A 23,174-nucleotide genomic window follows, 5' to 3' on the forward strand; every position below is an offset into this window, starting at 1 on the left:
CGCATGGGCTGGGACGCGATCAGCGCGCTCGCGGAGCTGGCCGGAGCGATCGCGGTCGTCGCGACGCTGCTCTACCTCGCCGCGCAGATCCGCCAGAACACGACTGCGGTGCGCGGCGCGACGTTCCAGAGCATCACGGACGCGGCGACGAGCTTTAGCGACGCCATGGGCCGCGACCCGGAGGGCGCCCGCGTGTTCAGCCGCGGCCGGAATCTGGACTCGCTCTCCGAGGAGGAATCGCGTCGATTCCAGTCGCTGATGCTGAGCCTCGTGCGACGCAGTGAGAATCTCGAGTACCAGACGCGCAAGGGTCTGCTCGACGAGTCGGACTGGGCGGGCCTGCGCGCATCGATCGTGGAAGCGCTCGCTACTCCCGGCGCGCGCCGCTGGTGCGCGGAGAACGTGGAGTTCATCAACCCGCACTTCCGCGCCTTTCTCGCGAAGCACTGCGGCCCCGCGGAGAACCCGCACACGCCCGCCGAAAGCGCTCGCAGCGTGACCGGTTGATCCGCCCTCCCCGCGCCTTCCTGCTCGACTTCGGCGACACGCTCGTCGAGGAGCTGCGCGAGGACCGCGCCGCCGGCGTGCGCTGGCTGTTTGCGCAGGCGTCGCACGTGCCGCGCGGCGTCACGCTGGATCTCGTGCTCGCGCGCGCGCAGCGAGCCCGGCGTGGCGTGGATGCGAAGCGCATTCCCGGCGAGATCGAGGTGTCGTGGGCGCAGCTGATGCGCCTCACGTTCGAGCCTCTCGGCGTGCGCTTCAGCGCGCCGCTCGCTGACTTCGAGCTCGAGGCGTGGCAGCGCGTCGTCACGACGCGGCCGCTGCCCGGAGTGCACGATGCGCTTGCGGAGCTGCGCGGCGCGGGCTGCGCGATCGGCGTCGTGAGCAACGCCTCGTTCAGCGGCGCAACAATTCACTGGGAGCTCGCGCGCCACGGGCTCGATTCGCACCTCGCCTTCGTGCTCGCGTCGTCCGACTACGGAGTGCGCAAGCCGAGCGCGCTGCTGTTCGAGGCGGCGGCTGCGCGCCTCGGCGTCGAAGCGCGCGAGATCTGGTTCGTCGGCGATCGCCTCGACAAGGACGTGGCGGGCGCGAGGACCGCCGGCATGACCGCTGTGTGGTTCCGTGCGGTCGTCCGGCACGGAGCGCCGATCGATGGCGCGACGCCCGACCTCGTCGCGCACGGCTGGAGCGAGGTCGTCGCGCTCGCGCGCGAGCACGGCCTCGGTCGCGCCTGAGCCGCGAACTCAGGTAAACCTCGCGCCTTCGCCCGAACAGGAGAGAGCGCATGTCAGAAGAACGCGTCCGCGTCACCCGCAAAGACGGCATCGCCGACGTGAAGATGGTTCGCGTCGACAAGATGAACGCGGTCGACCCGCTGATGTTCGAGGCGCTGGTCGAGACCGCGAAGGATCTCGCCGACGATCGCAGCGTGCGCGTCGTCGTGATCTCCGGAGAAGGGCGCGGCTTCTGCTCCGGCCTCGACATGGCGAGCATGCAGGCCCTCGCCGGCTCGCGGGATGCGAACGCGGAGCGCCCCGCGCGGCCGCTGTTCGAGCGCAGCGCGGGGAGCCCCGCCAATCACGCGCAGCAGGCGGCGTGGCTGTGGCACGCGATGCCCGCGCCGGTGATCGCGGCGGTGCACGGCGTGGCCTACGGCGCGGGCTTCCAGATCGCGCTCGGGGCGGACATCCGCTTCGTCGCGCCCGACGCGAAGCTGTCGATCCGCGAGAGTTATTGGGGACTGATCCCCGACATGGCGGGCAGCCAGCTGCTGCGCGGAATCGTGCGGCCGGATGTCGCGAAGGAGCTGACGTACACCGCGCGCATCATCTCGGGCGAGGAGGCGCATCGGCTCGGCATCGCGACGCACGTGACGAACACGCCGTACGAGGCGGCGCTCGAGCTCGCGCGCGAGATCGCGCTCGTGTCGCCCGACGCGGTGCGCGCGGCGAAGAAGCTGCTGAACGAGGCGCCGCTCGTGTCGACCGCAGAAGGCCTGCAGCGCGAGGAGGAGCTGCAGCGCCGGCTCGCGGGCAGCAAGAATCAGATGGAAGCGGTGCGCGCGAACTTCGAGAAGCGCGCGCCGCGTTTCGAGAATCCCGCCTAATCGCTCGGTCGCACGGGGCCGCCGTGACGCGCCCACCCTTCGACGCGCCTCCCGCGAGCGTGTGCCTGCTGCGCCTGTCCGCGCTCGGGGACGTGTGCCACGCGATCGCGGTGCTGCGCGCCCTCCAGCGCGCCTGGCCCGAGACGCGCTTCACCTGGATCGTGGGCAAGCCCGAGGCGAAGCTGCTCGCGCTCGTGGATGGCGTCGAGGTGATTCCGTTCGACAAGCGCGGCGGGCTCGGCGCCGTACGCGAGCTCGGCTCGCGGCTCGGAACGCGGCGCTTCGACTTGTTGCTGATGCTGCAGGCCGCTCTGCGCGCGAGCCTGCTCTCCGCGCTGATCCCCGCGCGCGTGAAGCTCGGCTTCGACCGCGCGCGCGCCTACGAGGGCCAGTGGCTCTTCAGCAACGCGAAGATCGCGGCGCGCGCGCGCGAGCACCAGCTCGACGCGCTGCTCGGCTTCGCGGCGGCGTGCGGCGTGCGCGACCTCACGCCGCGCTGGGAGCTCGCGCTCCCCGAAGACGCGCTCCGCTATGCGCAGCAGCTCATCCCCGATGGCTCGCCACCTGCGCTCGTGATCTCGCCGTGCTCGAGCGTGCGCGAGCGCGACTGGCTGCCCGATCGCTACGCCGCGCTCGCGGACTACGCGCAGGGACGTCACGGAATGCGCGTGATCCTGTGCGGCGGGCCCAGCGAGAACGAGCGCGCGATGGGTGCGGCGATCGAGCGCGCCGCCGAGCGCGCACTCGTGAATCAAATCGGCAAAGACACGCTTCCGCAGCTGATCGCCCTGCTCGCGCGCGCGCGCGCCCTCGTCTGCCCCGACTCGGGGCCCGCGCACTTCGCCAGCGCGGTGGGCACGCCGGTGATCGGGCTGCACGCGACCTCGAACCCCGAGCGCACGGGCGCCTACTTCTCGCGCGCCTTCGCAGTGAACCGGTTCGCCGATGCCGCGCAGAAGTTCCGCGGCTGCGCGGTGAGCGAGCTGCCGTGGCAGGACCGCATCGAGGACGCGGGCGTCATGGCGCTGATCGAGGTCGCGGACGTGACGGCGCAGCTGGACGCGTTGTTAGGCTCGCGCGCATGAGAGAGCTGCGCGTCCCGATCTCCCCCGGTGAGCTGCTCGACAAGCTCACCATCCTGCGACTCAAGGCCGCCCGCATCGGAGACGCCGCGAAGCGGGCGAACGTGCAGCGCGAGCTCGCCCTGCTCGAGCAGGTGTGGCACGAGGGCGCCGGCGGCGTCGACGTGAGCGCGGAGGAGCAGGCGCTCGCGCGCGTCAACGCGGCGCTGTGGGAGACCGAGGATGCGCTGCGCTCGCTCGAAGCCGAGCAGCGCTTCGATGCCGAGTTCGTCGCGCTCGCTCGCTCGGTCTACCGGCAGAACGACGAGCGCGCGGCGCTCAAGCGCCGCGTGAACGAGAAGCTCGGCTCCGCGCTCGTCGAGGAGAAGTCGTACCGCGCGGATCGCGCGCGCTGATCCCCACCGCTCGCCTGCGCGCCGCCTGCACCGCCTTGCGCACTCGACGAGCAACACGCAGGCAACTCGCGATTCCGGGCGTCACCTCGCCGCTCGCGTCTCTCACTCACTCCCAGCGCGGTCCATTAGGTCCATGCGGGTCGGAGTGCTCACGCGGTGAACGAGAAAACTCGAGACGCAGTGCTCGCGATCGGCTTCGCGGGTGTGAGCGGCGGCGTCGCCGCGCGCCTGATCGCGCTCGGCTATCGGCCGATCAGCGTGAGCGACCCACAGGCCGCCGCCGCGCGTCTCGGTCGTGAGCCGGCGCCCGTGCGCGCCGCACTCGTGCCCGCCGACGCAGCGTTCCTCACGCCCGGCTCGCTGTTTCGCTTGATTCGCGCCTCGGGGCCGAACTCCCTGCGCTGCGTTTCGCTCGGCGCCCGCGCAGACGAGAGCCACGCCGAGCGCCTCCGGCTCGCGGGCGTCAGCGCGATGCTCTGGGCGCCCCACACCGAGCGCGAGCTCCGCTTTGCCGTGAACCGCGCGCTCTACGACGCTGGCCACGGCCAGAGCCGGCTGCATCCGCGCGCCGCCACCGATCTCGTCGCGCGCATCCGCATCGGCACGCGCGAGAAGGCGGGGCTCGTCTACTCGCTCTCCGCGCACGGTTGTTATGTCGAGACGGAGCGCCCGAGCGTTCCCGACAGCTTCGTGTCCGTGAACGTTCCGCTGCCGGACGGCGCGCTCGAGCTCCCCGCGCGCGTGCTGTGGGCGAACGTGCCTGGGAACATGCTGCGCACGAATCTGCCGCATGGCATGGCGCTCTCGTTCACGCACGTCAGCGAGGGCCAAGAGCGCGCGCTGGCGTCGTTCGTGAGCGAGCAGCTCGCGGCGCAGGGCATCGCGGCGCGCGGCGATGGCGCGGTGGCAGCGAGCGGGATGACGCGCGCTTGGGCTCGGCTGCGCGAGTGGATCACGCCCACGGCCGCGGCCTGATCGCGCACTGCGGGAGCCCGCTCAGGTCTCCCCTAACAGCGCGAGCACCGCTGCCTCTTGCGCAGCGCGAGCGCGCGCGGGCGTGAGACCCTGATCGCGGCACAGCCGGTCCCAGGCTTCGAACGACGCGACCAGCTCGATCGCGTCGCTCGTGGCATGCGTGGCCTTCGCGAGCTCGGGCAGCCACAGCGCGAGGTGTTCGCGCAGCTGCAGCACGAGCTTCTCGTGCTCGGCGTTCAGGAACGGCGAGCGCTCGCGATTCAAGTTGCCCGAGCGCTTGTAAGGCGCGATGCGCTCGAACAGGCGCGCGCGGCGCTGCACCATCGTGCGCGCGCGCTGCGCCACCCCGCCCCTCGGCTGATCCGCCGCGACGATCGGCTCCACCTCGCGGCGCAGGCGCTTCGTGACCCCCGCGTAGAGGCTCTCCATGTCCGTGAAGTGACGGAACACGCTGCGCAGGCCCACGCCCGCGCGCGCCGCGACCTGCTCTGCAGTGGGCTCGAGCACGCCCTCGCCCACCAGCTCGAACATCGCGCCGGCGATCGCGTCGCGATTGCGCTCGCCGCGCTGGACGCGCCCATCCGGTGCGCCCTTCGCCTTCGCGCGCGCGCTCGCCCGCTTCGCCGCTGCTCTCCGCTTCACCGCCGGCCTCGCAAATGCTGGCACCCACAGTGCCACAAGCGTGCGTGCGAATCCCAGGGCGAGGCGCAACGCATCGCGCGCCGTCTCGCCCAGAAATCCTGGAAGCTCGCGTGGAAGCGCGGCCATCACGCTGCCATGATCGAGGCTTCTCGCACGAAGAGGCGCCTCGATGCAAACCGCGCTGCGCTGGCTCTCACGAATTCTGGGCGCGTTCTTCTTGGTGGAGGGCGTGAGCTGGCTCGCCAACCCGGCAGGCGCCGCGCAGGGCCTCGCGATGCCGCTGCTCGACGGCCTCGGACGCAGCACCCAGGTGGGCGACTTCGCGGCGTTCTTCCTCGCGATCGGCGCCACGGCCCTCGCCGGTGCGCGCGCAGGTCACGCACGCCTGTTGTTCGTGCCCGCAGGAATCCTCGCGGCGGCGGCTCTCGGGCGCACGCTCGCATGGGCGCTCCACGGTGCGGACTTCGCGAGCGTGTTCATCGGCGTCGAGGTCATGGCTGCCGCGATCCTGGCCTTCGCCGCGACGAGACTCGATGCCAGCGCGTAACGCCTGTTAGGCGAACAGCGCCTCGCAGCCGGTTCCCGCGAGCACCTCGCCCACCGCCGCCCGATCGCCGCTCGCGAGCTCTGCATGGCCCTCGCGCAGCCACTGCAGGCACTTGCCCTGATAAGGGAACGGCTGCTGCACCCAAGGCTTGCCGTCGATCACGCACTCGACGCGCTCGGCGCGGCGCGCGAGCGCATCCGCGTTCGCGAGCAGGAAGGGCGCGTAGACGCGGCCCACTTCGGCGAAGAGCGCGCGCAGGGCGGGCGTGATCGCACCGCGCGCGATCCAGCCCGAGTCCGCCACCTCGAGGCCCGACAAGTCCTCCACGATGTCGACCCACGCGACCACGCGCGGCGCGAGCGCGAGCGCCTCGCCGCGCGGCGTCGGATCGAAGCTCGCGAGCTGCGTGAGCTGGCCGTAGAGACCGAAGTCTGCGGCGCTCGGCCGGGCTCCGAACACGAAGGGCGCCTCGCGTAGCCGCGCGTCGAGGAGCCGTAACAAGCGCCGGTAGCTCTCCTCGATCACCGGCGCCGTCGTCGCGTTCGAGCCCACCACCCACAGCCGGCCGATCTGACGCTCCGAGAACATCTTCGCAGCGGCGACCGCGTTCTCCTCGGCGTCGTCGACGCGCCGCCAGCGCGGAAGGATTGCGGCGGCCTGCGCGATGTCCGCCGCGTACGCCCAGCGGTAGTGGAACATCATCTTCGTCGCCCACTCGTCCGCGTAGTCCTCGAGCAGCGCGTCGAGGAACGCGAGCGCCGGGTCGTCCGGAATCACGGAGCGCCCGGCGTGCTCCCGCTCGAGGCGGCGAATCAGCGGCGAGGAGTCCGTGAGCGCCTCCCTGGCGAAGGGGTAGACGAGCTGCGGCAGCAGCTCGACACGCGGCCTCGGCAGCGAGCGAGCGCCGGGCGAGCCCGCTTGAACCCACGCGTGGGGGATGCGCCGGTAGCGCAGCACCGCGCGTAGCTTGCGGCTGTAGGGCGAGCCGGGCGCGCCCACGATGCGAAGCGTCGAATCGGTCACGTCGTCGTCTCCGGTTCCGGCGCAGATTATGGCACGGCCTGTGCCACAATGGCGCGCGAGGAGCCGCCATGAACTCGCGCCTTCGCCGCCTCTCGCCTTGGCTCGCCGCCGCGCTCTTCTACGCGGTGTTCCGGCTCTGGTACGACGGCTTCGCAGCGCCGCTGAGCCCGGACGAGATCGCGCGCTACGTCGCCGTGATGGAGGAGCGCGGCCAGCCACCCGAGCGCATCGCGCTCCTGCGCAAGTTCCTCGCGGAAGACGACGGCCGCGACTTCGTGATGGTGAACCTGATCGCGTTCGAGGAGGCGCCGCAGGCGGTCGGCGACATGAGGCCCGGCGAGAGCGGGCGCGACGCGATGGATCGCTACATGGCGCACATGACGCCCGCGCTGCTCGCCCGCGGCTCGCACCCGATCCTCGGCGGTGATGCGGCCGCGCACGCGATCGAGGTGTGGGGTCTGCCCGATGCGGAGCGTTGGTCGATGGCGGGCGTCGTCCGCTATCGCAGCCGGCGCGACATGATCGAGATCGCGACGCAGCCGGAGTTTCGCGACGCCCACGTCTACAAGCGCGCGGCGATGGAGAAGACCGTCGCGGTGCCGATCGCGCCCTACTTCGTCGCGGGCGGGCCGCGCCTCGCGGTCGCGCTCGCGCTCGTTGCGGGCGCGGCGCTCGCACACGCCGCGCTCGCGCGGCGGGGCGCCCAGTGACGCTCGCACGACGCATCGCACCGCTCGTGATGGGCGCGGTCACGAGCTCGCGCACGCGCGACGTGCGGCGGGCGATCGCGCGGATCTCGCGCCGCATTCGCGGGCGCGCCCGCGAGGTGCACTACTTCCACCAAGCCGGCGATCCCTACAGCCACCTCGCCGCGCAGACGCTGCGCTCGCTCACGGAGCGCTACGAGATCGCGCTCGTGCCGCACCTCGTGGCGCCGCCGAGCGACGCGGCGGCGCCCGAGCGCGCGCTGCTCGAAGCCTTCGCGCGCCGCGACGCCGCCGACGTCGCGCGTGGCTACTGGCTCGCGTTCCCCGCGAATGCAGGCGCGCCCTCGATGGACGCGCTCGCGCGCGCGCAGCGCTTGCTCGCGCACGCGATCGCGCGCGGCGGCTTCGTGGGCAATGCGGCGGCGATCGGCGCGGCGCTGTGGAACGCCGACGAGGCCGCGCTCTTGCGCTTGGGCAGCGAGCTCGGCGAAGCCAGCGAGGCGGACACGGCGGCTGCGCTCGCCGCGGGCACGGCGCTGCGCGAACGCCTCGGGCACTACCTCGGCGCGATGTTCTTCCATGAGGGCGAGTGGTACTGGGGCGTGGACCGCCTGCATCACCTCGAGCGCCGCTTGCGCGACGAAGGCGCGGTGCGGGCCGCGGCGCAGGGCGCCTTCATCGCGCCGCGCCCCGCGCCGAAGCGCGGCCCGGTCAGTAACAACCCCGGCGTCACGCTGGAGTTCTTCCTCTCGCTGCGCAGCCCTTACACCTACGCCGTGACCGAGCGCGTCTACGCGCTCGCGCGGCACTACGGCATCGAGCTCGCGCTGAAGCCCGTGCTCCCGATGGTCATGCGCGGGCTGCCGGTGCCAGCGGAGAAGCGGATGTACATCCTGCTCGACACGAAGCGCGAGGCCGAGGACGCCGGCGTCCCGTTCGGGCGCATCTGCGACCCCGTCGGGCGCCCCGTCGAGCGCTGCTTTTCCCTCTACCCGTGGGCGCGCGAGCACGGGCGCGCGGCGGAGTTGTTACTGGAGTTCATGCGCGCCGCGTGGTCGCAGGGCGTCGACACCGGAAGCGACGCCGGGCTTCGCCTCGCCGCCCTGCGCGCGGGGCTCGATTGGCGCGAGGCGCAGCAGCACGTCGACCGCGACGAGAGCTGGCGCACGGAGCTCGAAGCGAATCGCGAGGAGATGTTCGCGATCGGCCTCTGGGGCGTGCCGAGCTTCCGCGTGCGCGGCGGCGGCGCTCCGGACTACTCGACCTGGGGGCAAGACCGGCTGTGGCGCGTGGAAGAGGAAATCTGCGCGCGCGCCCCGAACCGCTGAGCCCGCGAACTCAGCGCGCCCACTTCGTGCCGGGCGGCGTGTCGCACGGCCCGCCGATGCGCTCGAGCGTGACGACGCGGTCGCCGAGATCGGGGCGGTGCCACACGAGATGCCCGTCCGCGTCGAGCTTGCGCGTGATCGCGATCGGGATGCGCGGCGGACGCAGCACGAACGCGCCGTCCTCGAAGCTCGCGATCGCCGTGATCGGCGTTCTGAAGTCGAGTGCGGAGACGTCGTGCACCGCGTTCGCTTCGGTTCCGTCCGCGCGCGCGTCCGCGATCGTGCCTCCGCCCATGTCGACGATGCGGTTTCCGCACTGCTCGATGCGCTCGACGTAGTCGTAGATGCGATCACCGGCCGGCACCCGCGTCCGCTCGCGCGCGACACCGAGCGCGTCCAACAACACGAACTTCGCGATGGCGAGCGGACGCCAGCCGGGAGCCTCGACTTGCTCTGCGCGAAGCGTCTTCCACAACCCGCGCAGGTCGGGAGCGCCGGGCGTCAGCGGCTCCGTGCAGGCAGCGAGCACCGGCGCCGGGAACTTCGCGCCGTAGCCGCCCGGCGGAGAGTGCGCGACGGGGATGTCGGCTGCGTTCACCTCCCGAACGAGCGACGGCTGTGGGCACTGCGGCTTCGGCTCCGCCCGTGCTTCGACAGCGAGAGCGAGCAGCAAGGCAACGCGCGCCGCGGACGCGCGCGTCACTGCGCCTCCGTCTTGCCGTGCGACTCACGCAGCGAGAGCCACAGCGCGAGCGCGACGACGGGGACGCCGTAGAGCGCGCCGAACTTTCCGGGCGCGTCGACGCTGAGCGGCTTCCACACCCATAACAACCATGCGCCCGCGACCTGCTTCGCGAGCAGAAACGCGAGCAGCGTCGGAACCCAGCGCCGATAGCGCGTGACCACGCCGAGCTCGATCACGCCCCACGCGATCTGGTCCAGGCCGATCGAGGCGAGGAAGCTGATCGTCGGCGCCGCGTTGTGCGTGAGGTCGATCCCGGCGATGCGGCTCGCGCCCGAGTCCTGCCAGAACACGTGCACCCAGCCGCGGAAGGCGTTGATCGCGATCTGGAGCCACAAGAACCCAATCGCGAGCGGAGAGCCGCGGTACTCGTTGTCGGGCGGCGGCAGAATGCGCATGCGCGATCAGGCCGGCGTGCGCGCGATGAAGTCGAGCGTGATCCGCGCAAGCTCTTCGCCCGCGTCTTCCTGCACGAAGTGCCCCGCGCCCGCGATGATCGTGTGCGGCTGGCCCTTCGCACCGGGCACTTCGGCTTGGAAGCGCGCGTCGCCGCCCTTCGTCACCGGATCGCTGTCGCTGAACGCGGTGAGGAACGGCTTCGCGAAGCGCCCGAGCGCCTCCCACGCGCGCCGGTTGTCAGGAATCGCAGTGTCGTCGGGCAGGATCGGCACCAGCGTGGGGAAGCGGCGCGCGCCGGCGACGTAACGCTCGTCGGGAAACGGCGCGTCGTACGCCGCCGCTTCAGCGGGCGCGAGCTTCGGGCACATCGCGCGCAGGACGTTGCCCGGCGTGAACGCGGGCGACTCGGCGCAGTGCTTCTGCCAGTGCATGAAGGGCGGCGCAGCGCCGGGCTTCGTCGCGGCAAAGCCCCGCGCGACCTCGAGCATCGTCTTCGGCACCGGCAGCTGCGCGTAGAGCGCGCGCAGCGGCACTGCGGCGGCGTCGGGGATGCCGCGCGCGTCGGGCAGGCCCGTGTTCGACGTAACGACCCGCGCGAAGCGTTCGGGCAACTCGGCCACGAGGCGCAGCCCGATGAGTCCGCCCCAGTCTTGGCAGACGAGCGTGATGCCGCGCAGATCGAGCGCGAGGGTGAACGCGCGCATCCACGCGACGTGGCGCGCGTACGAGTAGTCCGCAGTGCGCGTGGGCTTGTCCGAGCGCCCGAAGCCGACGAGATCCGGCGCGATCACGCGATGACCCGCCGCGGCGAAAAGCGGGATCAGCTTGCGATAGAGGTACGACCAGGTCGGCTGGCCGTGCAGGCACAGGACCGGCGCCGCCGCGCGCGGGCCTTCGTCGACGTAGTGCACGCGCAGCGTGCCGCCCTCGCCGTCGGCGACGCTCACGTAGCGAGGTGCGTACGGCCAAGCGGGAAGACTCTCGAAGCGCGCGTCCGGCGTGCGAACGAAGTCCATCGCGGGCTCCTCGTGCTTGTTAGGGGCGCGTCGTCGTGGCGAGCAGCCACTGGCCCTCGAGGCCCGCCGCGCGGTGCACGCCGATGGCGGCGACTTCGGGGCTCGTGGCGATCTCGACGAACGCCTTGCGCGAGGGGTACTCGACCAGCGCCGCGACGTGGAAGCCTTCGGCGCCGCCGCCGATCACCTGCGAGTCCACCTCGCCCTGCCAGAGGAAACGCCCGCCGCGCGACTCGACGAGCTTCCGCATCGCCTCGCCGTAGCGCATGTACGCCTCGCGTCCCGAGCTGCCGTCGTCCGGGGCCGTCGCCTCGGCCTTGAAGCGCAGCAGGTTCAGCATCACGACCGGGCCCGACTCGGGGCTCGCGAGCAGCGCTTCGAGCTGCGCCTTCTTCGGATACACCGCGATCATTGCTTCGCACCTCTTGTGGCACATACAATGCCACAACTCGCCCTTGCGGGCGCGGAGGCTCGCGATGCGCAGGCTCGTCGTCGTTCTCGCGATCGCGGCGGCGCTCGGCGCGCTGCTCTGGGCGAACCGCATGGAGCTGATCATGAGGGGCCCCGGCGTCGTCGGGCGACTCGTCGACCCCGTAGGCGAGAACGTCGCCGTCGTGTGGGAGGCCGGACCGGCGCAGCCGGCGAGCGGGGTGCGCCCGCCGAACGTCGTCGTGATCGTGGCCGACGACCTCGGCTACAACGACCTCAGCTTCGGCGGCGGAGGCGTCGCGAACGGCGCCGTGCCGACGCCGAACATCGACGGCATCGCGCGCGCCGGGGTCGAGTACACGCGCGGCTACGCCGGCAACGCCACCTGCGCGCCCTCGCGCGCCGCGATCATGACCGGGCGCTACCCCACGCGCTTCGGCTTCGAGTTCACGCCCGCGCCGAAGCCGTTCATGCGCCTCATCGCGTGGATGCGGCGCAACGAGCCGCTGCCCCCCCATCTACTTCGAGGAGCGCGAGGCCGGCGTTCCCCCGGTGGCGGACCAAGGCGTGCCTCCGAGCGAGATCACCCTCGCGGAGTTGTTACGGGGCGAGGGCTACCGAACGCTCGGCCTCGGCAAGTGGCACCTCGGCGAGTCGGCGAGATTCCATCCCAATGCGCAGGGCTTCGACGAGTACCTCGGCTTCGCGCAGGGCGCGTCGCTGTTCATGAACGAAGACGACCCGCGCGTCGTGAATTCCAAGCAGGACTTCGACCCGATCGACAAGTTCCTGTGGGCGAACCTCGTGTTCGCGGTGCGCAAGGACGGGGGCGAGCGCTTCGCGCCCGACGCGTACATGACCGACTACCTCGCGCGCGAAGCCGCACGCGCGATCGAAGCGAACCAGCACCGCCCGTTCTTCCTGTACCTCGCGTTCAACGCGCCCCACACGCCGCTGCAGGCGCTGAAGAGTGACTACGACGCGCTGCCGCAGATCGAGAATCACACGCTGCGCACCTATGCCGCGATGATCCGTGCGCTCGACCGCGGCGTCGGCGAAGTCTTGGGGGCGCTGCGCGCGCACGGCCTCGAAGAGAACACGCTGGTGTTCTTCACCAGCGACAACGGCGGCGCGGACTATGTCGGCATTCCCGACCTCAACCAGCCCTATCGCGGTTGGAAGATGACGTTCTTCGAGGGCGGCATCCGCACGCCGTTCTTCGCGCAGTGGCCCGCGCAAATCCCAGCCGGCACGCGCTTCCACACGCCTGCGGCGCACGTGGACATCTTCGCGACCGCCGCCGGCGCCGCGCGAGCGACGCTGCCGAGCGACCGCGTCATCGACGGCGTCGACCTCGTGAAGCTCGCGCGCGGCGAAGCGCAGGGGCGCGCGCACGCCGCGATCTTCTGGAGGAGCGGCCACTACCGCACGATCCTCGCCGACGACTGGAAGCTGCAGGTGAGCGAACGCCCTGACAAGCAGTGGCTCTTCGATCTCGCGAACGACCCGGCCGAGCGCACCAACCTCGCGGGCGCTCGCCCCGACAAGCTGGCCGAGCTCGCCGCGATCCTCGCGGAGCACGAGGAGCAGATGGTGCTGCCCGCCTGGCCTGCGCTGATCGAGGGCCCGATCGCGGTGGATCGCACGCTCGACGCGCAGCGTGTGGAGGGGGAGGAGTATGTGTACTGGGCGAACTAGCGGCCGTTGCGGCGGTACTCGTCAGCTCGCCCGAAAGAACCCCCGCCACACGAACGGCACGAAGAAGCCGTAGTAGAGCTGGTTCGGCACGAGCCTCACGGGCCAGCCCGTGTCGTAGCCGGCGAGGATGATCACGTCGGCAGCGGCCCAGAGTCCGTAATAAGCGGCCATGTAGCCGAGCACGCGGCGCACGAACTGTGCGTGATGCGGGTGTGTCGCGGCGTTGGGGAGCGCGAGGCGCGCGAGGGCGAAGGCGAGAACGAGCGAGATCAGCTCGTGCGTGAGCCACATCGCCTGCGCGGGGACGCCGCTGAGCGAGACGAGGCCCGCGAGCACGGGCGCGATCGTGCTGAGCGCGGCGGCTTCGAGGGCCGCGCGGCGCGTGGTCTGCTCGGGCGTGCGGAAGCGCAGCACGAGCCAGAACACGCGGAAGTCGCCGAGGACGACGAACGTCGTGCCCAACAGGTTGCCCGCGAGGTTCGGGTGGAGGCCGGCGGCGGTGAACTGCGCGCCAAGCCACTTCGCGAACGGGCCCGTCGCGACGGGATCGAGCAGCGTCTCGAGCGTGAAGAGCGTGACCCACAGCGAGACGAAGGGCGCCAGCGCGGGATCGAGCGCGTCCTCGCGGCGCTCGCGCGCGATCGCGCGGTAGAGCAGGAACGCGAACGGCACGACCATCACCGCGAACGGGAACTGCCAGCCCGCGTTGTAGAACGCTTGCCAAGTCGGCGCGCTCATGCGCGCTCCGCCTCGCGGCGCAGCGCGCGCTCGAGGCGCGGCCACAGGCGCGCGCGATCGAGCAGCGCGTTGCACCACCCGTTCGTGATGCAATACGCGACGTCGTGCTGCGCGCGGTGATGCGCTGCGTGCGCTTCCGCGCTGATCGCGAGGCGCAGGCGCTGGAGCAAGCGCGCGACGCGCGGCGCGCGCGGCATGTGCGCCCAGCGATGGATCTGGTTCGTCGTGAAGAGCCCTGCACTCGCGGACATCAGCCACGTCCACACCGCGCTGAGCGAGAGCGTGTCACCGAAGAAGGGCGCGAGCTCCGAGCCGAGCACGAGCATCGGCGTGAGCGCCAGCGCGTTGTTGCCGGACAGCTCGACGAAGCCGTGCGTCGTGATCTCGCGCGGGTCGACGTGGTGCTCGCGGAACGGACGGATCACCGCGGGACCGAGCAGCGGCGTGCGCTCGCTGCCGAAGCGATCGCACAGGAAGTGCACGAGGCCGCTGCCGAAGTCCGCGAATGCCCAGCCGAACAGCGCCGCGAGCGCGAGCAGCGGCAGCCACGCGAGGGGTGGCAGCGCTTCGATGCGCGCGAGCGCGAGCGCAGTGAGCGCGGCGGCGAGCGAGAGCGAGAAGAAATCGAGCGCGACGAGCCAGCGCTTGCGGCGCACGGGCGCCGGCTGCGCTCCCCTGGCAAGCGAAGCGCGCAGCGAGGCGGAGTCGCCGGAGCCGCGCGGAGTCGATGCGGTCGCGCTCACGACGCGAAGCTCCCGTGCCGGCCCGCGCCCGCCGCAAAGCGCGCGGCGCCTTGTTGCGTCTCACCGCTCTCGATCACCGCGACGCCGTGGCGGTACTCGTTCGCGAGCGCGGCAGCTTCGGGCAGGCTCCACTGCTCGAGCGCGCTGCGGCGGTCGGCGCGCATGCAGCCGTTCGGGAACGCGGCGATCTCGGCGGCGAGCTGCTCGGCAGCGGCGCGCGCGGTTCCGTTCGCGACGACGCGATCCGCGAGACCGATGCGATGCGCCTCGTCCGCCTGAACAGGTCGCCCGGTGAGGATCATGTCGAGCGCGCGGCCTTGGCCCACGATGCGCGGCAATCGCACGGTGCCGCCGTCCACGAGCGGCACACCCCAGCGGCGGCAGAACACGCCGAACGTCGCGCCCTCCTCCGCCACGCGCAGATCGCACCAGAGCGCGAGCTCGAGCCCGCCCGCGACCGCGTAGCCCGCGACCGCGGCGATCACCGGCTTCGAGAGCTGCATGCGCGTCGGCCCCATCGGCCCGCCGGCGTCGAGCGAGCCGCGCACGTCGAGCGCGCGCGGCGGCACGACGCGGTTGCCGCGCGAGGTCGCGACCGCCTTCAGGTCGGCGCCCGCGCAGAAGTTTCCGCCCTCACCCCACAGCACCGCGACGCGCGCGCCCGCGTCGCGCTCGAACTCGTCGAACGCGGCGGCGAGCGCTTCGGCGTGGATGCGGTCGACGGCGTTGCGCGCTTCGGGGCGCGAGTGGATCACGGTGGTCACGAAGCCGTTCTTCTCGACGCGAACCGGCATGTGGCTCCTCAGCGAAGGGGCGGAACGGGAGGCAGCTCGGGCTCGACGGGGACGCCGAGGCCCTCGGCGACCATCGACAGCATCGTGTACTGGCCGACGAGAAACGGAATCTCGACGAGCTGCGCGTCCGTGTACTCCGCGCGCAGCGCAGCCCAGGTCGAGTCCGAGAAACGATGCGTAGCGTGCAGCTCGTCCGCCGCGCGCAGCAGCAGCAGCTCGCGCGCCGCGAGCGACGCGCCGCCCTGCTCCGCAACGCGCGCGATCTCTTCGTCGCTCATGCCGGCGGTGCGCGCGTAGGCGGCGTGATGCCCCCACTCGAAGCGCGACTGCGAGCGCCAGGCAGCGCGCAGCGCGAGCAGCTCGGATTCACGCCGCGAGAGCACGCCGCGCTGCGCCAGCGCGGTCGCGAAGTCGAGGAAGGGTCCCAGCAAGGTGGGGTGGTACGCGATCACGGTGAGGATCGGCAGGGGCTTCGGCTGAGGCGCGGCCTCGCCGGTCAGCTGCGACACCTGCGGCAGAGTGCGCGCGATCTGCGCGCGCGTCTCCGCACTCCACTGCGCCTCGGGCAGCGGCGCGAGGCGCGCTTTCGCGTCCTGCGCGTTCGCCGCGAGCGCAGCGAACGCGCTCAAGGCCGCCGCGATCCGTCGTGCGCGCATCTCGCTCCCCCAACGACACGAAGGGCGCGGGCGACTCGCATCGCCCGCGCCCTCATCTTGTCATGCACTGCGCGGATTGCGCAGTGCCGCCACTTACTTCTTCACGGTGCCGGTGGGCACGTCGCGGAACGCGATGCCCTTGTCCGCGCGCCACTCGGCCGGAAGACCGAGCACGCGCTCGGCGATGATGTTGCGCATGATCTCGTCGCTGCCGCCCGCGATGCGGATGCCGGGCGACGCGAGGTAGCCCTCCATCCAGCTCGCGTCGGGCGCGGCGCTCGCGTCGAGCAAGCCGCCCGCGGCGCCCTGCAGCTCGCTCGCGAACGACGCCATCTGCTGCGAGAGCGGTGCGCCCACGGCCTTGCCGATCGAGCCTTCGGGCCCGGGCGTCTTGCCGCTCGAGAGCGCGCTCAGCGTGCGGTAGCCCGTGTACTGCAGACCCTTCGACTGCACGAAGTAGTCGGCGAGCTTCTGCCGCACCGCGCTGTCCTGGATCGCGGGCTTGCCGTTTCGCTTCACCTTGCGCGCGAGCCGGAACAGATCGCGCACGCGGCCTGCGCCCTGGCCGGCGCCGATCGACACGCGCTCGTTCATGAGCGTCGTGATCGACACCTTCCAACCCTCGCCCACGCCGCCGAGGCGCTGCGAGTCCGGCACGCGCACGTTGGAGAAGAACACCTCGTTGAAGCCGGAGCCGCCGTTTATCTGCTTGATCGGGCGCACTTCGACACCCGGCGAGTGCATGTCGATGATGAAGTAGGTGAGGCCGTCGTGCTTCGGCACGTTCGGATCGTGGCGCGTCACGATCATTCCCCAATCGGAGAAGTGCGCGCCCGTCGACCAGATCTTCTGGCCGTTGATGATCCAGTCGTTGCCATCGCGCACTGCGCTGGTGCGCAGGCCTGCGAGATCCGAGCCCGCAGCGGGCTCGCTGAAGAGCTGGCACCACACGACTTGGCCGCGCGCCATCTCCTTGATGAAGCGGTCCTTCTGCGCCTGCGTGCCGTGGGCCATGATCGTTGGCCCGAGCATCCCGTGGCCGATGCCATAGATGTTCGGCGGCACGTGATACTTCGCTTCTTCCTGATTGAAGATCACGTTCTCGAGCCGCCCGAGGCCCTGGCCGCCGTATTCCTTCGGCCACGTGAGCACGGCCCAGCCGGCGTCGAACTTGGTGGCCTGCCACTTCTTTGCCCACGCGATGTCGTCGGCAGTCTCTTTCTCGAACTCGTCTCCCCCCGCCGCGTCGGGGCTGAGGCGCTTCATGTGCTTGTCGAGGAACGCGCGCGCCTTGGCGCGGAACTCGGCTTCTTGCGGCGTGTCGTCAAAGTTCATGTTGGGTTCCTTCGTTGCTCTGAAGGGAAGTTGTTAGAGCGTCGCGTCGACGCGGTTGACGAGAGCGTCGCGCCACTCGCTGGGCGAGCCGATCGCGGCTGCGAGCGCGCGGGCGCGGCGGTAGAACAGGTGGCAGTCGTACTCCCACGTGTAGCCGACGCCGCCGTGCATCTGGATCAGCTCTTCGCTGGCGAGCGTGAAGGCGTCGCACGAGGCGACGCGCATCGTGGCCGCCGCGACCGGCAGCTCCTCGTTGCCGTTCGAGAGCGCCCACGCGGCGTAATAACCGTTCGAGCCCGCGATCTGGATCTTGCAGAACACGTCGGCCATGCGGTGCTTCAGCGCCTGGAAGGAGCCGATCGCGCGGCCGAAGGCGAAGCGCGACATCGTGTAGTTGCGCGTCAGCTCGAGCGCGCGCTCGGCGCCGCCCACCTGCTCGTAGCCGATCAGCACCGCGGCGCGATCGAGCACCGCGGTCGCGATCTTCGCGCCCTGCCCGGCGGCGCCAAGCCGCTCGCCGGCGGCGTTCTTGAACTCGAGCTTCGCCTGCGGGCGGCTCGGATCGAAGGCCGCGAGGTTCGTGCGCGTCACGCCCGCGCCGTCGAGCGGGACGATCGCGAGCGAGACACCTGCACGTTCCTTCACGACCACCACCGCGATGCCCGCGGCGCCGCCGTCCGGCACCGGGAACTTCACGCCGTTCAGCTTGGCGCCGTCGAACGTGACGGTGGCATCGGCCGGATTGAAGTCGCCCGCGCCTTCCGCGAGCGCGAACGTGCCGATCAGCTCGCCCGACGCGAGCTTCGGCAGGTACTTCTTCTTCTGCTCGGCGCTGCCGGCCTGCAGAATCGCCTCGGCGCACAGGTAGATCGACGACGAGAACGGGATCGGCGCCAGCGCGCGTCCCAGCTCCTGCCCGATCAGCGCCAACTCGAGGTAGCCGAGCCCCGCGCCGCCGTACTCCTCGGGGATCGCGGTGCCGAGCCAACCCAGCTCCGCGACGCCCTTCCACAGATCCGCCGCGTACGGCTGGCCGGATTCGAGCACCTTGCGGCACACCTCGAGCTTGCTGTTCTCGGTGAGATAGTCGCGCGCGGCTTTCTGGACGAACTTCTGGTCGTCGGAGAACTCGAGATTCATGAAGTGGGGCTCCACCTGAGTTGGGGAAATCGGAAGCGGCGCAGCATACGCCAGCGAGATTTGCGTCGCTGCGGGTCGACCCCGCGAGTGGCTGCGACGTGACCGTCTACCGCCTCCCGCGCGCCCATCTGTTTCCCGATCCCGCGGAAGCGGAGCCTTCGGGGCTGCTCGCGGTCGGGGGCGATGTCTCGCCCGAGCGCGTGCTGCTCGCGTACGCGAACGGGATTTTTCCTTGGTACGAGAGGCCGCCCATCCTTTGGTTCTCCCCCGATCCGCGCGGCGTGTTGCCGCTCGCCCCGCGGTCCGCACTGCACGTGCCGCGGCGCCTCGCGCGCACGCTGCGCCAGGGCCTCCTCCGCGTGAGCTTCGACGCAGCGTTCGAAGACGTGATGCGCGCGTGCGCGACCGCGCCGCGCGACGGTCAACGCGGCACCTGGATCACGGACGAGCTCGCGGACACGTACCTCGCGCTGCACGCGCGCGGCTTCGCACACTCGTGCGAGGCGTGGCACGGCGCGCGGCTCGTAGGCGGCGTGTTCGGCATCGCGATCGGCGACGCGTTCTTCGCCGACTCGATGTTCCACACCGCGCGCGACGCGTCGAAGGTCGCTCTCGTGTCGCTCGCGCAGAAGCTCGCCGCCGACGGCTACGCGCTGGTCGACTGTCAGCTCCCGACCGATCACCTTGAGACGCTCGGCTTCGAGAGCTGGCCGCGTGCGCGCTACCTGCGCGAGCTCGCGAAGGCGGTGTCCGGGAAGCGCGCGCCCGAGAAGTGGGCGAGCGCGTGAGCGCGCAGATCACTCGCGACGGAGACACGGTCGTGTTCACCCGCGCGTGGTCCGCGCGCGCACCGCTCGCGCGCGTGATCGAGGCGACGCGGCTCGAACGCACGCCCGAGCTGCACCCGCTGATCACGCGCGTGGCGCAGCTCGTGGAGAGTGGCGCGCGGAGCGAGTGCGTCGTGCACGAGACCGTGCCGCTCGGACCGCTGCGTCTCCCTAACAGCTACCGAGCCGCGCGCGAAGTCGTCGCGGCGAACGAGCAGGCCGCGCGCCTCGTGCTCGAAGCGAGCGCCGCGCTCGGCACCACGCTGCGCCACGAGCTCGCGCTGCGCGCCGAGGGTGCGCGCACCGAGGTGACGCACGTCGTGCGCGTGCGCGCGCCGCGCCTCGTGCTCGGCTTCGTCGCGCGCACCGCGGAGCGCGCGCACGACGCGTGGGTGGAGCGCGTCGCGGCCTGGGCGGAGCGCGCGTAGCGCCTGCGCTACCTCGCTCCTCCCGCGCGCAATCCCGCGCGCGGCCGCCTCGGAGCGACTCATGCCCACCCCCACGAAGCTCCCCACCTACCGCGAGCTTCCCGCCAAGCCCGGCAACCCGCCGCACACCGCGTGGGGCCTGTTCGGCGACGGCGACAACGTGGGCATGTTCAACCTGCAGACGCCCGAGGTCGTCGTCGCGGCGGCGCGCCTCGTTCGGAAGGGCGCCGTGTTCGCGATGAACTGGGAGCAGGAGCAGCCGAACCCGCCGCTGTTCGGGCGCGGGAAGTTCCGGCACACGGTGTTCCGTGAGATTCCGATCGGGCACCACGGCGACGACGTGCTCGACAACTTCTTCACGCAGGCGTCGAGCCAGTGGGACGGGCTCACGCACGTGGGCGACTACGAGCACGGCTTCTGGGGCGGCGTGAAGAACGAGCAGCTGCGCAACAACCCTGACAAGTCGCGGCTCGGCATCGACCACTGGGCGCGGCGGGGCATCGCGGGCCGCGCGCTCGTGCTCGACATCGAGCGCTACCGAAGGGCCGTGGGTCGGCCGCTCGACTGCAGCGTGGACGACAAGATCACGGTGGAGGATCTCGAGGGAACGCTGCGCGCGCAGAAGGTCGAGCCGAAGCCCGGCGACGTCTGGACCATTCACACGGGCTGGATCGCGTGGTACGAGCAGCAGACGCCGCAGGTGAAGCAGCGCCTTGCGATCACCGCGACGCTGCGCACGCCAGGCCTCGCCTGCAGCGAGGCGATGGCGGAGTGGATCTGGAACCGGCACCCCGCCGCCCTAACAACCGACACGCCCGCGCTCGAGTCGTGGCCGCCGCCCGGGTTCACCGAGCCGAACGGCTTCCTGCATCACTGGATCATCGGGCGCTTCGGCATGGCGATCGGCGAGATGTTCCAGACGACGGGGCTCGCCGCGGACTGCGCGGGCGATCGCGTGTACGAGGGGCTCTTCGCCTCCGCGCCGCTGAACATCCGGGGCGGGACTGGAAGCCCGCCGAACGCGCTCGTGATCAAGTAGGCGGGGGTCGCTCCCGTTCCGCGACTCCGCCTCAAGAGAAGGCGCAGGCGCTCCGATCCACCCCCCTGAGGTTGGAGGAGGGGTGCGCGCAGCGATTCCGAGTCTCCGCCGCCGCCTGTTCGCGAGTCTGGCGTCACGCATCGGCTTCTTCGTGTTTGCCGCCACACTCGCGAGCGCGCTCGCCGTGGCCTTCACGTCCGCGCTCGCGGTTCGCGCCTTCCTGCGCGACCGCGTCCAGGACCGCATCCCCGAAGCCGCTGCCCGAGCGCGAGACCAACTCGAGCTCTGGTACACGCAGCGCGCCCTGGACGTCGAGGTGTTCTCGCACAGCGAGATCATCGGCGACCTCGCCCGCGGCGACCGGGCGCAGTCGCGCGTCGAGGCGGAGCAGTACTTGAGCTACGTGCGCTCCGGCCTTCCCGTCTACTCGTCGATTTTTGCGCTCGATGCGAGTGGCCGCGTCCTCGCTCACATCGGCGGCGAGTTTCCGGTCGGCCCCGCGCTCGCTCAGCGGATCGCGCGCGTCGACGCGACCTCCATCTCAGGCGTGCTCGGTTCTCCTCAGGGGCCCGTGCAGCTCATCTCTGCACGGGTCGCAACGAAGGGAGGGGCGCGCGTTTCGCTCCACGCGGTGCTTCCGATCCGCGCGCTCGGCGACGAGCTCGCGCGCGGTGTTGGAGAGAACGCCGGGCGCCTGCACGTCTATGACGAGAGCGGCGCGCTCGTCGCGAGCTCGCAGCCGGCGTTCGCGGGCGAGCTCGCGGAGGGCCTGCGCGAGGAGGCCACGACGCGGGTGGTCGACTATCTCGCGAGCGATCGCGTGCGCGTCGTCGCGAGCGCGCAGCGACTCGAGCGCCTGCCGTGGCGGGTCGTATTCGAGGGCGACTACGGAGCCACGTTCGCGCCGATCGCGTCGATCCTGACCCGCATGGTCGGATTGAATCTCGGGATCGTGGTCGTGCTCGCAGGCGTCGCGTTCGCGATCGCGTGGTTCCTGCTGCGACCGCTGCACCAACTCTCGGAAGCCGCGGTGCGACTGCGCGACGGCGAGACGGACGTCCACCTGCCGATCGTCTCGGCGGACCACGAGGTCGGAGTGCTCGCCCGCAGCTTCGCGGAGATGGTCGAGAGCCTGACCAGCGCGCGCGCGCGGCTCGAGCAGCTCGCGATCACGGACGGCCTCACGTGCATCCACAACCACCGCTTCTTCCAGGATCGGCTCTCGGAAGAGATTCTCGCGGTCGACGCTCACGGCGGGCCTCTCACCCTGATCCTTCTCGACATCGACGACTTCAAGCAGCTCAACGACCGCTTCGGGCACGCCACCGGCGACGCGGTTCTGGAAGACCTCGCGCTGCTGCTGACCGGAAACGCGCGCGCGCACGACATCGTCGCCCGCTACGGCGGCGAAGAGTTCGCCGTGCTTTGCCCGGGGCTCGGAGTCGACGCGGCTGTCGCGCTCGCGGAGCAGATGCGCCTCGCCGTGCACTCGCATCGATTCCGCGTCGCCGGCGCGGACGAAACGCTGCCCGTGACCGTCTCGATCGGGGTCTCCAGCTATCACGGCGACCGAGTGCGCTTCTTTGCAGACGCGGACCGTGCCCTCTACGCCGCCAAGCACGCCGGCAAGGACTGCGTGCACTGTGCGGACGAGGCGTGACGCCGCCCGCGCTCAGCGAGCCTTGCGCAACAAGCTGGAGTGCACGAAGCCGACCTTGCCCGTAGTGGTTCGCACGAGCGACCAATCGGCCTCGCGCGCCTCGACGAACACGGGCAGCGACGCCGTCAGCGTGGCGAGCACTTCGGCGCCCTGGCTCGGTGCCGTGCGCAGATTCACGCGCGACCCTTCGATGAAATGCGTGCTCGCGTTGGCGGCAACCCGGTCTGCCTCCTCATCGAGAGCACCGGTGATGCGGCGCGCGCGAGAGATGAAGAACACCGCGGAGCCGACGCGATTCGCCGCGAGCTGGCGCTCGGCCTCTGCCAGCTTCTCGCGCGCCTCGCGCACTCGATCGTCGCGCCAAGGCGCGCGGCGGCTGGCGCGCTCCAGCTGGATTCGAGCCTCCGCGAGTGCAGAGACCGCCTCGGCCCGCCCCTGCGAGCCGCGCATGCCGGACTCGACCGCGAGCAGCGTCTCTTCCGCAGCGCGCAGGTCCTCGCGCAGGCGTTCGATCTCGAACTCGAGCGCTCGGACGCGATCTTCGTCTGCTCGCCGCTGCACGTCCGGAGGTGGCTGCGCGACGACGGGCGGCGCCGGCGGCGCAGGCGCCACTGGCGGCGGGGGCGGGGGCGGCGCGGAAGCGCACGCGGTCGTGAGAAGCGCAGCGACAAGCAGGATTTTCGACATTCGACACCCCGTCGATCGTGGGCATCGACTCGCA

The 23,174-nt window shown here is 71.2% G+C and carries 25 protein-coding genes and 1 pseudogene; 13 read left to right on the forward strand and 13 right to left on the reverse strand.

Annotation, left to right across the window (positions count from 1 at the left end; genetic code table 11):
• Positions 1-3 precede the first annotated feature (3 nt).
• From FJ091_08800 to FJ091_08825, 6 genes are all read left to right on the forward strand, one after another.
• Positions 4-507: a hypothetical protein gene (locus FJ091_08800; GenBank protein ID MBM4383454.1), complete on the forward strand. Its 504-nt coding sequence runs from the start codon at positions 4-6 to the stop codon at positions 505-507.
• Positions 504-1,238: an HAD family hydrolase gene (locus FJ091_08805; protein ID MBM4383455.1), complete on the forward strand. Its 735-nt coding sequence runs from the start codon at positions 504-506 to the stop codon at positions 1,236-1,238. Before FJ091_08800 ends, FJ091_08805 begins: the two co-directional genes overlap by 4 nt.
• Positions 1,239-1,288: 50 nt before the next feature.
• Positions 1,289-2,110, forward strand: a complete 822-nt coding sequence (locus FJ091_08810; protein ID MBM4383456.1) for a crotonase/enoyl-CoA hydratase family protein — start codon at positions 1,289-1,291, stop codon at positions 2,108-2,110.
• Positions 2,111-2,133: 23 nt separating this feature from the next.
• On the forward strand, positions 2,134-3,195 hold the full coding sequence (locus FJ091_08815; protein ID MBM4383457.1) for a glycosyltransferase family 9 protein: 1,062 nt from the start codon (positions 2,134-2,136) through the stop codon (positions 3,193-3,195).
• On the forward strand, positions 3,192-3,587 hold the full coding sequence (locus FJ091_08820) for a hypothetical protein (GenBank protein MBM4383458.1): 396 nt from the start codon (positions 3,192-3,194) through the stop codon (positions 3,585-3,587). The genes FJ091_08815 and FJ091_08820 overlap by 4 nt, the downstream gene beginning before the upstream one ends.
• Before the next feature lie 156 nt (positions 3,588-3,743).
• On the forward strand, positions 3,744-4,562 hold the full coding sequence (locus FJ091_08825) for a PilZ domain-containing protein (protein ID MBM4383459.1): 819 nt from the start codon (positions 3,744-3,746) through the stop codon (positions 4,560-4,562).
• Between the two features lie 21 nt (positions 4,563-4,583).
• On the opposite strand, the gene FJ091_08830 is transcribed toward FJ091_08825, so the two are convergent.
• On the reverse strand, positions 4,584-5,204 hold the full coding sequence (locus tag FJ091_08830; protein MBM4383460.1) for a TetR/AcrR family transcriptional regulator: 621 nt from the start codon (positions 5,202-5,204) through the stop codon (positions 4,584-4,586).
• Between the two features lie 169 nt (positions 5,205-5,373).
• Here FJ091_08830 and FJ091_08835 point away from each other — a divergent pair, with 169 nt between their 5' ends.
• Positions 5,374-5,751 (forward strand): hypothetical protein, encoded by a 378-nt coding sequence (locus FJ091_08835; protein MBM4383461.1) that lies wholly within the window; start codon positions 5,374-5,376, stop codon positions 5,749-5,751.
• Positions 5,752-5,757: 6 nt separating this feature from the next.
• Here the strand turns inward: FJ091_08835 and FJ091_08840 are convergent, their stop codons facing one another.
• Positions 5,758-7,500, reverse strand: a complete 1,743-nt coding sequence (locus tag FJ091_08840; GenBank protein ID MBM4383462.1) for a glutathione S-transferase — start codon at positions 7,498-7,500, stop codon at positions 5,758-5,760.
• Between FJ091_08840 and FJ091_08845 the strand changes: the two genes are divergently transcribed.
• Positions 7,481-8,809, forward strand: a complete 1,329-nt coding sequence (locus tag FJ091_08845; GenBank protein MBM4383463.1) for a DsbA family protein — start codon at positions 7,481-7,483, stop codon at positions 8,807-8,809. The two genes, FJ091_08840 and FJ091_08845, sit on opposite strands and share 20 nt — an antisense overlap.
• 10 nt (positions 8,810-8,819) lie before the next feature.
• Here the strand turns inward: FJ091_08845 and FJ091_08850 are convergent, their stop codons facing one another.
• The 4 genes from FJ091_08850 to FJ091_08865 all read right to left on the reverse strand — a co-directional run bounded on the left by FJ091_08850 (position 8,820) and on the right by FJ091_08865 (position 11,378).
• Positions 8,820-9,407 carry a hypothetical protein gene (locus FJ091_08850; GenBank protein ID MBM4383464.1) on the reverse strand — a complete coding sequence of 196 codons (588 nt, stop codon included), beginning with the start codon at positions 9,405-9,407 and terminating at the stop codon, positions 8,820-8,822.
• A 101-nt stretch (positions 9,408-9,508) separates the two neighbouring features.
• Entirely contained in the window at positions 9,509-9,949 is a 441-nt protein-coding gene (locus FJ091_08855) for a hypothetical protein (GenBank protein MBM4383465.1), read from the reverse strand.
• A 6-nt stretch (positions 9,950-9,955) separates the two neighbouring features.
• The gene (locus FJ091_08860; GenBank protein MBM4383466.1) at positions 9,956-10,966 is read right to left on the reverse strand and encodes a haloalkane dehalogenase; all 1,011 of its coding nucleotides are present in this window, start codon (positions 10,964-10,966) and stop codon (positions 9,956-9,958) included.
• Between the two features lie 19 nt (positions 10,967-10,985).
• Complete coding sequence (locus FJ091_08865; GenBank protein ID MBM4383467.1) at positions 10,986-11,378, reverse strand: DUF1330 domain-containing protein; 393 nt, start codon at positions 11,376-11,378, stop codon at positions 10,986-10,988.
• Positions 11,379-11,442: 64 nt separating this feature from the next.
• Here FJ091_08865 and FJ091_08870 point away from each other — a divergent pair.
• A pseudogene (locus FJ091_08870) lies at positions 11,443-13,093 on the forward strand (sulfatase-like hydrolase/transferase).
• 21 nt (positions 13,094-13,114) lie between these two features.
• Here FJ091_08870 and FJ091_08875 read toward each other — a convergent pair.
• From FJ091_08875 to FJ091_08900, 6 genes are all read right to left on the reverse strand, one after another.
• Positions 13,115-13,831 (reverse strand): hypothetical protein, encoded by a 717-nt coding sequence (locus FJ091_08875; protein MBM4383468.1) that lies wholly within the window; start codon positions 13,829-13,831, stop codon positions 13,115-13,117.
• Positions 13,828-14,574 (reverse strand): kua-ubiquitin conjugating enzyme hybrid localization domain protein, encoded by a 747-nt coding sequence (locus tag FJ091_08880; protein ID MBM4383469.1) that lies wholly within the window; start codon positions 14,572-14,574, stop codon positions 13,828-13,830. The genes FJ091_08875 and FJ091_08880 overlap by 4 nt, the downstream gene beginning before the upstream one ends.
• On the reverse strand, positions 14,571-15,368 hold the full coding sequence (locus tag FJ091_08885; protein ID MBM4383470.1) for a crotonase/enoyl-CoA hydratase family protein: 798 nt from the start codon (positions 15,366-15,368) through the stop codon (positions 14,571-14,573). The genes FJ091_08880 and FJ091_08885 overlap by 4 nt, the downstream gene beginning before the upstream one ends.
• 8 nt (positions 15,369-15,376) lie before the next feature.
• The gene (locus FJ091_08890; protein MBM4383471.1) at positions 15,377-16,024 is read right to left on the reverse strand and encodes a carboxymuconolactone decarboxylase family protein; all 648 of its coding nucleotides are present in this window, start codon (positions 16,022-16,024) and stop codon (positions 15,377-15,379) included.
• 93 nt (positions 16,025-16,117) lie between these two features.
• Positions 16,118-17,359, reverse strand: a complete 1,242-nt coding sequence (locus tag FJ091_08895) for an acyl-CoA dehydrogenase family protein (GenBank protein MBM4383472.1) — start codon at positions 17,357-17,359, stop codon at positions 16,118-16,120.
• A gap of 33 nt (positions 17,360-17,392) precedes the next feature.
• Positions 17,393-18,499 carry an acyl-CoA/acyl-ACP dehydrogenase gene (locus tag FJ091_08900; protein MBM4383473.1) on the reverse strand — a complete coding sequence of 369 codons (1,107 nt, stop codon included), beginning with the start codon at positions 18,497-18,499 and terminating at the stop codon, positions 17,393-17,395.
• A 98-nt stretch (positions 18,500-18,597) separates the two neighbouring features.
• Between FJ091_08900 and FJ091_08905 the strand changes: the two genes are divergently transcribed.
• The 4 genes from FJ091_08905 to FJ091_08920 all read left to right on the forward strand — a co-directional run bounded on the left by FJ091_08905 (position 18,598) and on the right by FJ091_08920 (position 22,453).
• Positions 18,598-19,287, forward strand: coding sequence for a leucyl/phenylalanyl-tRNA--protein transferase (locus FJ091_08905; GenBank protein MBM4383474.1), 690 nt, complete (start codon positions 18,598-18,600; stop codon positions 19,285-19,287).
• Complete coding sequence (locus FJ091_08910; protein ID MBM4383475.1) at positions 19,284-19,754, forward strand: hypothetical protein; 471 nt, start codon at positions 19,284-19,286, stop codon at positions 19,752-19,754. Before FJ091_08905 ends, FJ091_08910 begins: the two co-directional genes overlap by 4 nt.
• 61 nt (positions 19,755-19,815) lie before the next feature.
• Positions 19,816-20,793: a cyclase family protein gene (locus FJ091_08915; protein ID MBM4383476.1), complete on the forward strand. Its 978-nt coding sequence runs from the start codon at positions 19,816-19,818 to the stop codon at positions 20,791-20,793.
• 82 nt (positions 20,794-20,875) lie between these two features.
• A complete protein-coding gene (locus tag FJ091_08920) occupies positions 20,876-22,453 on the forward strand; it encodes a diguanylate cyclase (GenBank protein ID MBM4383477.1) in 1,578 nt (525 codons plus the stop codon).
• A 12-nt stretch (positions 22,454-22,465) separates the two neighbouring features.
• On the opposite strand, the gene FJ091_08925 is transcribed toward FJ091_08920, so the two are convergent.
• Positions 22,466-23,014, reverse strand: coding sequence for an SH3 domain-containing protein (locus tag FJ091_08925; protein MBM4383478.1), 549 nt, complete (start codon positions 23,012-23,014; stop codon positions 22,466-22,468).
• Positions 23,015-23,174 lie beyond the last annotated feature (160 nt).

This window comes from Deltaproteobacteria bacterium (genome assembly GCA_016875395.1).
In the GTDB taxonomy this organism is placed as follows: domain Bacteria; phylum Myxococcota_A; class UBA9160; order UBA9160; family UBA6930; genus VGRF01.

Coding starts and splice junctions, on each gene's coding strand:
- FJ091_08890 (MBM4383471.1), bottom strand. CDS start 16,024: ATGCGCGCACGACGGATCGCGGCGGCCTTGAGCGCGTTCGCTGCGCTC.
- FJ091_08875 (MBM4383468.1), bottom strand. CDS start 13,831: ATGAGCGCGCCGACTTGGCAAGCGTTCTACAACGCGGGCTGGCAGTTC.
- FJ091_08855 (MBM4383465.1), bottom strand. CDS start 9,949: ATGCGCATTCTGCCGCCGCCCGACAACGAGTACCGCGGCTCTCCGCTC.
- FJ091_08860 (MBM4383466.1), bottom strand. CDS start 10,966: ATGGACTTCGTTCGCACGCCGGACGCGCGCTTCGAGAGTCTTCCCGCT.
- FJ091_08820 (MBM4383458.1), top strand. CDS start 3,192: ATGAGAGAGCTGCGCGTCCCGATCTCCCCCGGTGAGCTGCTCGACAAG.
- FJ091_08915 (MBM4383476.1), top strand. CDS start 19,816: ATGCCCACCCCCACGAAGCTCCCCACCTACCGCGAGCTTCCCGCCAAG.
- FJ091_08810 (MBM4383456.1), top strand. CDS start 1,289: ATGTCAGAAGAACGCGTCCGCGTCACCCGCAAAGACGGCATCGCCGAC.
- FJ091_08900 (MBM4383473.1), bottom strand. CDS start 18,499: ATGAATCTCGAGTTCTCCGACGACCAGAAGTTCGTCCAGAAAGCCGCG.
- FJ091_08895 (MBM4383472.1), bottom strand. CDS start 17,359: ATGAACTTTGACGACACGCCGCAAGAAGCCGAGTTCCGCGCCAAGGCG.
- FJ091_08835 (MBM4383461.1), top strand. CDS start 5,374: ATGCAAACCGCGCTGCGCTGGCTCTCACGAATTCTGGGCGCGTTCTTC.
- FJ091_08865 (MBM4383467.1), bottom strand. CDS start 11,378: ATGATCGCGGTGTATCCGAAGAAGGCGCAGCTCGAAGCGCTGCTCGCG.
- FJ091_08885 (MBM4383470.1), bottom strand. CDS start 15,368: ATGCCGGTTCGCGTCGAGAAGAACGGCTTCGTGACCACCGTGATCCAC.
- FJ091_08800 (MBM4383454.1), top strand. CDS start 4: ATGGGCTGGGACGCGATCAGCGCGCTCGCGGAGCTGGCCGGAGCGATC.
- FJ091_08840 (MBM4383462.1), bottom strand. CDS start 7,500: ATGCGTCGTGCGAGCGTCACTGGGCGCCCCGCCGCGCGAGCGCGGCGT.